This is a genomic window from Rhodococcus sp. IEGM 1379 (genome assembly GCF_030056815.1).
Lineage (GTDB): Bacteria > Actinomycetota > Actinomycetes > Mycobacteriales > Mycobacteriaceae > Rhodococcus_F.
Window position 1 is genome coordinate 1 of sequence record NZ_JASHKR010000122.1, and the last position, 10201, is coordinate 10201.

At 61.4% G+C, this 10201-nt stretch carries 8 protein-coding genes and 1 tRNA gene; all 9 read left to right on the forward strand.

Annotated elements, in window-relative coordinates; genetic code table 11:
* Window positions 1–1340, forward strand: a 1340-nt coding sequence (locus QM600_RS27840; RefSeq protein WP_283264991.1) for a thiamine pyrophosphate-dependent enzyme, incomplete at its 5' end; no start/stop codon positions are given.
* Window positions 1337–1840, forward strand: coding sequence for an acetolactate synthase small subunit (gene ilvN / locus QM600_RS27845; RefSeq protein WP_003944718.1), 504 nt, complete (start codon window positions 1337–1339; stop codon window positions 1838–1840). The genes QM600_RS27840 and ilvN, both read left to right, overlap by 4 nt.
* 53 nt (window positions 1841–1893) lie before the next feature.
* Window positions 1894–2895, forward strand: a complete 1002-nt coding sequence (gene ilvC, locus QM600_RS27850) for a ketol-acid reductoisomerase (protein ID WP_176459722.1) — start codon at window positions 1894–1896, stop codon at window positions 2893–2895.
* Window positions 2896–3145: 250 nt separating this feature from the next.
* Entirely contained in the window at window positions 3146–4738 is a 1593-nt protein-coding gene (gene serA / locus QM600_RS27855) for a phosphoglycerate dehydrogenase (protein ID WP_283264992.1), read from the forward strand.
* Between the two features lie 78 nt (window positions 4739–4816).
* A complete protein-coding gene (locus tag QM600_RS27860) occupies window positions 4817–5830 on the forward strand; it encodes a 3-isopropylmalate dehydrogenase (protein ID WP_283264993.1) in 1014 nt (337 codons plus the stop codon).
* A gap of 97 nt (window positions 5831–5927) precedes the next feature.
* Entirely contained in the window at window positions 5928–6701 is a 774-nt protein-coding gene (locus tag QM600_RS27865; protein ID WP_283264994.1) for a fumarylacetoacetate hydrolase family protein, read from the forward strand.
* 363 nt (window positions 6702–7064) lie between these two features.
* On the forward strand, window positions 7065–8225 hold the full coding sequence (locus tag QM600_RS27870; protein WP_283264995.1) for an alkane 1-monooxygenase: 1161 nt from the start codon (window positions 7065–7067) through the stop codon (window positions 8223–8225).
* A 72-nt stretch (window positions 8226–8297) separates the two neighbouring features.
* Window positions 8298–9773, forward strand: a complete 1476-nt coding sequence (gltX, locus tag QM600_RS27875) for a glutamate--tRNA ligase (RefSeq protein WP_283264996.1) — start codon at window positions 8298–8300, stop codon at window positions 9771–9773.
* A gap of 181 nt (window positions 9774–9954) precedes the next feature.
* Window positions 9955–10026: transfer RNA gene (locus QM600_RS27880), tRNA-Gln, on the forward strand.
* Window positions 10027–10201 lie beyond the last annotated feature (175 nt).

Genomic DNA, 10201 nt, shown 5'->3' on the forward strand with positions numbered 1-10201 from the left:
TCCTCCAGGCGCAGACCACGTTCTCGTGGCCGCCGGAGATGCGTCTGCCCGGCTACCGTCCGGTCACGAAGCCGCACGGCAAGCAGGTTCGCGAAGCCGCACGTCTGATCGCCGACGCCAAGGCTCCGGTCCTCTATGTCGGCGGAGGTGTCATCAAGTCGAATTCCTCACCCGAGCTGCTCGAATTGGCTGAGCTGACCGGAATCCCCGTCGTAACCACACTGATGGCCCGCGGCGCATTCCCGGACAGTCACGACCTCAATTGCGGCATGCCCGGCATGCATGGCACCGTTGCCGCTGTCGCAGCACTGCAGCGAAGTGACCTGTTGATCACCCTCGGTGCGCGTTTCGACGACCGCGTCACTGGGCAGCTGAGTTCCTTTGCCACCGGCGCCAAGGTTATCCACGCCGATATCGACCCGGCGGAGATCGGTAAGAACCGCTACGCAGACGTCCCGATCGTGGGCGACTGCAAAGAGGTCATCACCGAGCTCATCGAGGCGATCCGTGCCGACATGGCGACGGGCACCACCTTCGATCTCGCTGAATGGTGGGCGTACCTGAACGACATCCGTCGTACCTACCCGCTGAGCTACGACCGTCCTACCGACGGCAAGCTGAGCCCGGAGTTCGTCATCTCGACTGTCGGCAAGCTCGCCGGACCGGATGCCATCTACTGCGCCGGCGTCGGCCAGCATCAGATGTGGGCCGCGCAGTTCGTCAGCTACGAGAAGCCGCGCACGTGGCTCAACTCGGGCGGACTCGGCACCATGGGTTACGCGGTTCCCGCGGCTATGGGCGCCAAGATGGGTATGCCCGATACCGAGGTGTGGGCCATCGACGGCGACGGTTGCTTCCAGATGACCAATCAGGAACTTGCCACCTGCGCGCTCGAAGGTATCCCGATCAAGGTTGCCCTCGTCAACAACGGCAACCTCGGCATGGTTCGTCAGTGGCAGACGCTCTTCTACGACGAGCGTTACTCCAACACCAACCTCGGTACGCACGGTGCGATCCGCATCCCGGACTTTGTGAAGCTCGCAGAAGCATTGGGCTGCCATGGAATTCGCGTCGAGCGTGAAGAAGACGTCGAGGCTGCGATCCGTGAGGCGCAGTCGATCAACGACAAGCCTGTCGTGATCGACTTCATCGTCACCGCCGACGCCCAGGTGTGGCCGATGGTCGCCGCCGGAACGAGCAATGACGAAATCATGGCGGCCCGGGGCATCCGGCCGCTGTTCGACGACGACGAGGCAGTAGCCGAACCCGCCGTCATCCATGAAGCCATGACGCGCGAGCAAGCCGGACCCGCCGCGGGTGCAGGGGAGGATCAGAAGTGAGCACCAGTCACACCCTCAGTGTTCTCGTCGAGGACAAGCCAGGCGTGCTGGCTCGCGTCTCCGCACTGTTCTCCCGCCGCGGATTCAATATCGAATCCCTCGCGGTGGGAGGCACCGAGATCCCCGAGATCTCACGTATGACCATCGTCGTCACCGTCGACGAGTTCCCCCTCGAGCAGGTGACGAAGCAGCTCAACAAGCTGATCAACGTCATCAAGATCGTCGAGCAGGACGGCGAAGCTTCCGTCGCTCGCGAGCTCGTGCTCATCAAGGTGCGCGCAGACGCAAGTGTGCGCACCCAGGTCATCGAAACGGTGAACCTGTTCCGCGCCAAGGTGATCGACGTCTCTCCGGAGTCCGTCACCATCGAGGCGACCGGTACACGGTCCAAGCTGGATGCACTGCTGCGGATGCTTGATCCGTACGGTATCCGGGAGATCGTTCAGTCCGGGGTCGTGGCAGTCGGTCGAGGGCCGAAGTCGATCACGGCCACCCGCTAGTACTTTTAGACACGTAAAAATCCAAGGAGAGGTTGAGAACTGTGGCAGTCGAGATGTTCTACGACGACGATGCCGATCTGTCGATCATTCAGGGCCGCAAGGTTGCTGTGATCGGCTACGGAAGCCAGGGCCATGCGCATTCGCTGAGCCTGCGTGACTCGGGTGTCGATGTTCGCATCGGCCTCAAGGACGGCTCCAAGTCCCGCGCCAAGGCAGAAGAAGCAGGCCTGACGGTCGGCACGCCGGCCGAGGTTTCCGCATGGGCAGACGTCATCATGGTGCTCGCACCGGACACCGCTCAGGCGAGCATTTTCACCAATGACATCGAGCCCAACCTGAAGGACGGCGACGCGCTGTTCTTCGGCCACGGCCTGAACATTCACTTCGACCTGATCAAGGCTCCGGAGTTCGTCACCGTCGGCATGGTTGCTCCCAAGGGCCCCGGCCACCTGGTGCGTCGCCAGTTCGTCGACGGCAAGGGCGTTCCCGCGCTCATCGCCATCGATCAGGACCCGAAGGGTGAGGGCCAGGCCCTCGCTCTGTCCTACGCGAAGGGCATCGGCGGAACGCGCGCCGGCGTCATCAAGACCACGTTCAAGGAAGAGACCGAGACGGACCTCTTCGGCGAGCAGGCTGTTCTCTGCGGTGGCACCGAGGAACTGGTCAAGATCGGTTTCGAGGTCATGGTCGAGGCCGGCTATGCACCCGAGATGGCGTACTTCGAGGTTCTGCACGAGCTCAAGCTCATCGTCGACCTCATGTACGAAGGCGGCATCGCCCGCATGAACTACTCGGTGTCCGACACCGCTGAGTTCGGCGGATACCTCTCCGGACCGCGCGTCATCGACGCCGGCACCAAGGAGCGCATGAAGGCGATCCTGGCCGACATCCAGTCCGGCGAGTTCACCCGTCGTCTGGTTGCCAACGTCGAGAACGGCAACACCGAACTCGAAGGCCTGCGCAAGGCTAACGCCGAGCACCCCATCGAGGTCACCGGCAAGAAGCTGCGCGACCTGATGAGCTGGGTCGATCGTCCGATCACCGAAACCGCGTAATAACGCTGTTTCAGCTTGTCATTGACTCCGGCCTGATGGTGCGCCGGTCCAATTGTCTTGGACCGGCGCGGCATTGGGCCGGAGTTGTTTTTCGGGTCCACCGGACCCCGCAAAATTCTCGCCTACGAATTCGCCCGCGAAAGTGTCCACTATGTGGTATTGCCTACCGAGTTGTGGATACCGAGTCGGCGCGCACTAAACTACGGGGGGTTAAACCACCCCCACACCCACCTAATCAGGGAGTTTGCACGTGAGCCAGCCTGGCCGCCCCGTTGTTCTGATCGCCGACAAACTCGCGCCGTCCACAGTTGAGGCACTGGGCGACGGTGTGGAGGTGCGTTGGGTCGACGGACCCGACCGCGCTGCTCTGCTCGCAGCTGTGCCCGAGGCCGACGCGATTCTCGTACGTTCCGCCACCACCGTCGACGCCGAGGTTCTGGCCGCCGGCACCAAGCTGAAGATCATCGGCCGCGCCGGTGTCGGCCTGGACAACGTCGAGATCCCCGCAGCCACCGCGCGCGGCGTGATGGTCGTCAACGCACCGACGTCCAACATTCACTCCGCTGCCGAGCATGCCGTAGCGCTGCTCATGGCGACGGCTCGTCAGATCCCCGCCGCAGACAAGACCCTGCGCGAGAACACCTGGAAGCGAAGCAAGTTCAACGGCGTCGAGATCCGCGACAAGGTTGTCGGCGTCGTCGGCCTTGGCCGCATCGGCCAGCTGTTCGCTCAGCGTCTCGCTGCTTTCGAGACCACGATCATCGCGTACGACCCCTACTTGCCTGCAGCGCGCGCAGCGCAGCTCGGCATCGAACTGGTCACCATCGACGAGCTGGTCGAGCGTGCGGACTTCATCTCCGTGCACCTCCCCAAGACCAAGGAAACGGCCGGCCTGATCAACGCCGAGCGTCTCTCCCGCGCCAAGGACGGCGTCATCATCGTCAACGCTGCTCGTGGCGGCTTGATCGACGAAGACGCACTGTACGACGCTTTGGTCTCCGGCAAGGTCGGCGGCGCCGGCCTCGACGTGTTCAACACCGAGCCGTGCACCGATTCCAAGCTCTTCGAGCTCGACAACGTTGTTGTCACCCCGCACCTCGGCGCTTCGACGTCCGAAGCTCAGGACCGTGCCGGCATCGACGTCGCGAAGAGCGTTCTCCTGGCACTCGCCGGTGAATTCGTTCCCGAGGCCGTCAACGTTTCCGGTGGTCCGGTTGGCGAAGAAGTCGCTCCGTGGCTCGAGCTTGTCCGCAAGCTCGGTCTGCTCACGGCAACGCTTTCTCCCGAGGCAGTCCAGACGGTTCAGGTTGTCGCCACAGGCGAGCTGTCCGCAGAAACCGTCGACATTCTCGGCCTCGCAGCACTCCGCGGTGTCTTCTCCGCGAGTAGCGACGAAGCCGTCACGTTCGTCAACGCACCGGCCCTGGCCGAGCAGCGCGGCGTGACCGTGTCGGTCGAAAAGCACTCCGAGGCACTCGCTCACCGCAGCGCTGTCGAGGTTCGTGCGGTTACCGCTGACGGCACCGTAACCTCCGTCACGGGTGCACTCACCGGCCTCCATCAGGTCGAGAAGATCGTCAACATCAACGGCCGCAGCTTCGACCTGCGTGCCGAGGGCCACAACATCATCGCGCACTACAGCGATCGTCCGGGTGTCCTCGGTATTCTCGGTACCGTTCTCGGTAACGCCGGCATCGACATCCTGGCTGCAGCATTGAGCCAGGACGCCGAAGGCGAAGGTGCAACGGTCATCCTCCGCGTCGACAAGGTAGTTGCCGATGCCGAGGTCGAGGCAATCGTTTCGCAGCTCGATGCTCGCGTGGCCCAGGTAGACCTTTCCTGATTGTTGTTTCTCACTGTGCGCCTTCATCAACCCTCGGCGGTTGGTGAAGGCGCACAGTTCTACAGATATGAGGATTCAATGAAGCTTGCGGTCATTCCCGGTGACGGAATCGGTGTCGAGGTCACAGCTGAGGCACTCAAGGTGCTCGGCAAGTTGGTTCCGGACCTCGAGACCACCGAATACGACCTCGGTGCCCGTCGCTACAACGCAACCGGTGAACTGCTCCCCGCAGACGAGCTCGACCAGATTCGTCAGCACGACGCAATCCTGTTGGGCGCCATCGGCGATCCGCGAATTGTCGCGCCCGGCATCCTCGAGCGTGGACTGCTGCTCAACATGCGATTCCAGCTCGATCACCACGTGAATCTCCGTCCGGCACAGCAGTACCCGGGATCCACGTCACCGCTCGCAGCGAAGCCCGAGATCGACTTCGTCGTGGTTCGTGAAGGTACCGAAGGCCCGTACACCGGCAACGGTGGAGCGATCCGCGTCGGCACCGATCACGAAATCGCCACCGAGGTCTCGATCAACACGTGGTTCGGCGCCGAGCGTGTCGTCCGCTACGCCTTTGCGTTGGCACGGACTCGTTCCAAGCACCTCACGCTGATCCACAAGACCAACGTGCTCTCCAACGCGGGAGCGATCTGGACGCGCGCAATGGAAACTGTCGGCGCCGAGTACCCGGATGTCGAGACCGCGTACTGCCACATCGACGCCGCCACCATCTACATGGTCACCGATCCGTCGCGCTTCGACGTCATCGTCACGGACAACCTGTTCGGTGACATCATCACTGACCTCGCCGGCGCTGTGACCGGTGGAATCGGTTTGGCCGCAAGCGGAAACATCGATGCGTCGGGCACCAACCCGTCGATGTTCGAGCCTGTGCACGGCAGTGCCCCGGATATCGCCGGCAAGGGAATTGCAGATCCGACGGCAGCGATCCTGTCTGCTGCACTCCTACTTCGTCACCTCGGCCGCGAGGCTGACGCTGCTCGGATCGAGGCTGTTGTTGCTGCTGACCTGGCTTCGCGTGGCGACGGCCCCATCTCCACGACGGAGATCGGCGACCGGATCACCGCAGCACTGTAGTGACCAGTCTCATGGTGTGAATGCTCTCCACTGACGCGCGCAGGCCTTACGGCTTGCGCGCGTCAGTCGTTTGCGCGGTCCCGATAGACTTGCACCCATGCGTCTTGGTCGAATTGCCAGTCCCGATGGTGTTGCGTTTGTCAGTATCGAAGGTGACGAGGATGCCCTCGTCGCCAAGGAAATTGCCGAGCACCCCTTCGGGAATCCCACCTTTACAGGCCGTAGTTGGCCACTAGCCGATGTGCGTCTCCTCGCACCGATCCTTGCCAGCAAGGTGATCTGTATCGGCAAGAATTATGCGGATCATGTTGCCGAGATGGGCGGCGAGGCACCGGCCGATCCCGTGATCTTCCTCAAGCCGAATACCTCCATCGTGGGTCCGGGTGCGCCAATTGTCTTGCCGCCCAGCTCAACCGAAGTGCACTACGAGGGTGAACTCGCGATCGTCATCGGTCAGCCGTGCAAGGATGTTCCGGCTGCCAAGGCATTGGGCGTCGTCCTCGGCTACACCGTTGCCAATGACGTGTCGGCGCGCGATCACCAGCGTCATGACGGTCAGTGGACCCGCGCGAAGGGGCATGACACGTTCTGTCCGCTCGGTCCGTGGATCGAGACGGCGCTCGATCCGTCGGACGTCGACATCAAGACCGAGGTGAACGGGCAGGTGAAGCAGGACAGCAGCACTGCATTTCTGCTGCACGACATTCCCAAGATCATCGAATGGGTGTCTGCAGTGATGACACTGCTGCCGGGTGATGTCATTCTCACCGGTACTCCGGCAGGCGTCGGTCCGATCGTCGACGGTGACTCCGTATCGGTGACCGTCTCCGGTATCGGCACGTTGACCAACCCGGTGATTGCCAAGCGCTGACGGCACACGTTCATAACGCTCGACCGGGGATTCCCGGTCGAGCGTTTGTCGTATCAGGGTAGTTTGTGGCCGTCTATTCTGATAGCTGAAAAGTCGCTCGAGTCCGATTTGGTGGCTCCCTCTTGGTGTACCGCGCATCACATCTTTGGTGTAGGTTATCGAAATTTCAGATACCGACAAGGTGGAATGGTCAATTTACCTGCATCTTTAGGTTTAGTGAACTTCACATTGGTGATGAGTCGGGCAATTTAACTGTTCGGTAACATGACTTCCGTTTCTGTAACGTCTGCCCGTAGTCTGACCGATAGCTGGATTGATACCGGTGGGGTATTCATGAAGTTTCGGAAATGGAAGCGGTGGCCAATGGGTGCCTTTGCATCTGATCATCGAACTCGGTCGCCGCGCCCGGCCAAGGCTGACGCGCCTGTGTGGCGGGACAAAAAGCGCTATTTGTGGCCACTGGGTCTACTGGTGCCGTTGAGTCCGTTCGCAGCCTGGTTCCTGGTGGAGAAGTTGAGCTTGGGTTTGTTCTGGGCAGTCGGGGCATGGTTGATCGTCATCGTCATTCCGCTCATCGACTTGCTGGCCGGCGAGGACGGAAACAGTCCGCCGGACGAGAAGATTCCCGAGTTGCAAGAGGATCGCTTCTACCGCTGGTGCACGTACCTGTTCCTTCCGCTGCAGTTCATCGGGCTCGTGTTCGCGTGCTGGTGCTGGGTGAACTCGCCGATGGCAGCGGGGGAGAAGTTCGCCCTTGCCATGACCGTCGGAGTTGTTGCCGGTGTCGGCATCAACGCGGCACATGAGATGGGTCACAAGAGTCAGAAGCTCGAGAAGTGGCTCGCAAAAATCGCGCTGGCCCAGTCCTTCTACGGGCATTTCTACGTCGAGCACAATCATGGGCATCACGTCCGGGTGGCAACCCCCGAAGATCCGGCGAGTTCGCGATACCGCGAAAATTTCTGGTTCTTCCTGCCGCGGAGTGTTTTCGGCGGTCTGCGCTCGGGTTGGCGGATCGAACGTGCCCGCCTCGAACGTCAGGGTCTGCGGACCTGGACGTACAAGAACAACATCCTCAATGGCTGGGCGATGAGCGTGGTGCTGTTCGGCAGTCTCATCGCAGTCTTCGGCTGGGAGATCGCACCGTGGCTTGCCGTGCAAGCCATCGCCGGATTCACCTTCCTCGAAACCGCGAACTATCTCGAGCACTACGGTTTGCTGCGTGGCAAGCGCGACGACGGTTCCTACGTCCGATGCTCGCCGGAAGACAGTTGGAACAGCGATCACGTGGTGAGCAACCTGTTCCTCTATCAGTTGCAGCGCCACAGTGATCACCACGCGAATCCGCGTCTGCGCTATCAAAGCCTGCGCAGCGCCCCGGATGCGCCGCAGTTGCCCGCCGGCTACGCCGTCATGATCGTCTGTGCCTGGGTGCCGCCGCTGTGGCGCAGGATCATGGACAAACGACTCCTTGCGTACTACGACGGCGACACAAGCCGTATGAACACCCTTCCCGGGCGTTGAGTCGCGCATTGCAGTTAGTCGACGGGACTAATCTGTACTATGACCATCCATCATCGCCGAGCCAAGTGAGCCATGACCAACAGCGAAGTACGCGTCCGTTTCTGTCCGTCACCTACTGGAACCCCGCATGTGGGTCTGGTGCGCACCGCCCTGTTCAACTGGGCGTTCGCACGACACCACGGTGGAGCCTTCGTGTTCCGCATCGAAGACACCGATGCCCAGCGAGACAGTGAAGAGTCCTATCAGGCAATCCTCGATGCCTTGCGTTGGCTCGGTCTGACCTGGGACGAGGGCCCGGAGGTCGGTGGACCCCACGCGCCGTACCGTCAGTCGGAGCGTCGTGATCTGCATCTCGACGTCGTCGCAAAGCTGCGCGCAGCCGGTGAGGCCTACGAGTCGTTCTCGACCAACGAAGAGGTGGAAGCTCGGCACAAGGCGGCCGGACGCGACCCCAAACTCGGTTACGACAACTTCGATCGGGATCTCACCGATGAGCAGCGCGCGGCCTACATTGCCGAGGGTCGTAAGCCGGTAGTCCGTTTACGGATGCCTGACCATGACCTGACGTGGAACGACCTGGTTCGCGGCGAGACCACGTTCAAGGCCGGAACCGTGCCTGACTTCGCGTTGACGCGCGGCAACGGCATTCCCCTTTACACACTGGTCAACCCCGTCGACGACGCACTGATGAAGATCACGCACGTTCTGCGTGGCGAGGACCTCCTCTCGTCGACTCCGCGTCAGTTGGCTCTGTACGAGGCGATGATCCGGATCGGTGTCGCGGACTTCACCCCGGCCTTCGGTCACCTTCCCTTCGTGATGGGCCAGGGCAACAAGAAGCTCTCCAAGCGTGACCCCGAGTCCAACCTGTTCATTCATCGTGACCGCGGGTTCATTCCCGAGGGCCTGCTCAATTACCTGGCGCTGCTGGGCTGGAGCATTGCTGACGACCACGACGTCTTCTCGATCGACGAGATGGTGGCGGCCTTCGACATCTCCAAGGTCAACTCCAATCCGGCACGGTTCGACCAGAAGAAGGCCGACGCGATCAACGCCGAGCACATCCGGTTGCTCGAGCCGGCTGATTTCGCGGCGCGGCTGAAGTCGTTCCTGGTCGACCAGGGTCACATCGGTGACGACGTGGACGAAGCAACGTTCACGGTTGCCGCAGACCTCGTCCAGACCCGCATCGTGGTTCTGTCCGACGCCTGGGACCTGTTGAAGTTCCTGTTCGTCGACGAAGCGTCGTTCGAACTCGATCCGGCCGCGGCAGCCAAGAACTTGAAGGAAGATGCGGGTCCGGTTCTGGACGCATCTATTGCCGCGCTCGAGGCGATCGAGTCGTGGACGACAGCTGCTGTCGAGGAAGCACTCAAGAAGGCGCTCATCGAGGATCTGGAGCTCAAACCGCGCAAGGCGTTTGCGCCGGTGCGGGTGGCGATCACCGGCTCTCACATCAGCCCTCCGCTCTACGAGTCGATGGAACTGCTCGGTCGCGACGTGTCTATCGCCCGTTTGCGCGCCGGTAGGGCAGCGGTAACCGCCTAGTTTGGGTGGTCTCCGGCCGAAAAAGGGTGAAAAAGTAGCTCTGACCATACGATTTGGTGTTTGGGGCAGGGGTACTGGTAATCTTCTTTTCGGCCGGAGACGAGCCGCCGAGCACAACAGCGAAGCGGAGCGAGCAAGGTCAAGTAAGACTGCAAGGCAGCTAGGCAATGAAGTAATTCATTGGGGTATGGTGTAATTGGCAACACAGCTGTTTCTGGTACAGCCATTCTAGGTTCGAGTCCTGGTACCCCAGCGAAAATCCGGTCGATTTTGCAGCCGGACTCAAGCAAGCTAAGCTTGCTGAGCTTCCAAAGAACAGCCTGCAAGGTTGCTCCTGAAGTGCAAAGAATAAACATGCATAAAGCGTGTCCTGGCCCCGTCGTCTAGCGGCCTAGGACGCCGCCCTCTCAAGGCGGTAGCGCGGGTTC

Bases quoted from the DNA above. Each gene is read 5' to 3' on its own strand.
- ilvC (WP_176459722.1), top strand. From the start codon at position 1,894: ATGTTCTACGACGACGATGCCGATCTGTCGATCATTCAGGGCCGCAAG.
- QM600_RS27860 (WP_283264993.1), top strand. From the start codon at position 4,817: ATGAAGCTTGCGGTCATTCCCGGTGACGGAATCGGTGTCGAGGTCACA.
- QM600_RS27865 (WP_283264994.1), top strand. From the start codon at position 5,928: ATGCGTCTTGGTCGAATTGCCAGTCCCGATGGTGTTGCGTTTGTCAGT.
- QM600_RS27870 (WP_283264995.1), top strand. From the start codon at position 7,065: ATGGGTGCCTTTGCATCTGATCATCGAACTCGGTCGCCGCGCCCGGCC.
- gltX (WP_283264996.1), top strand. From the start codon at position 8,298: ATGACCAACAGCGAAGTACGCGTCCGTTTCTGTCCGTCACCTACTGGA.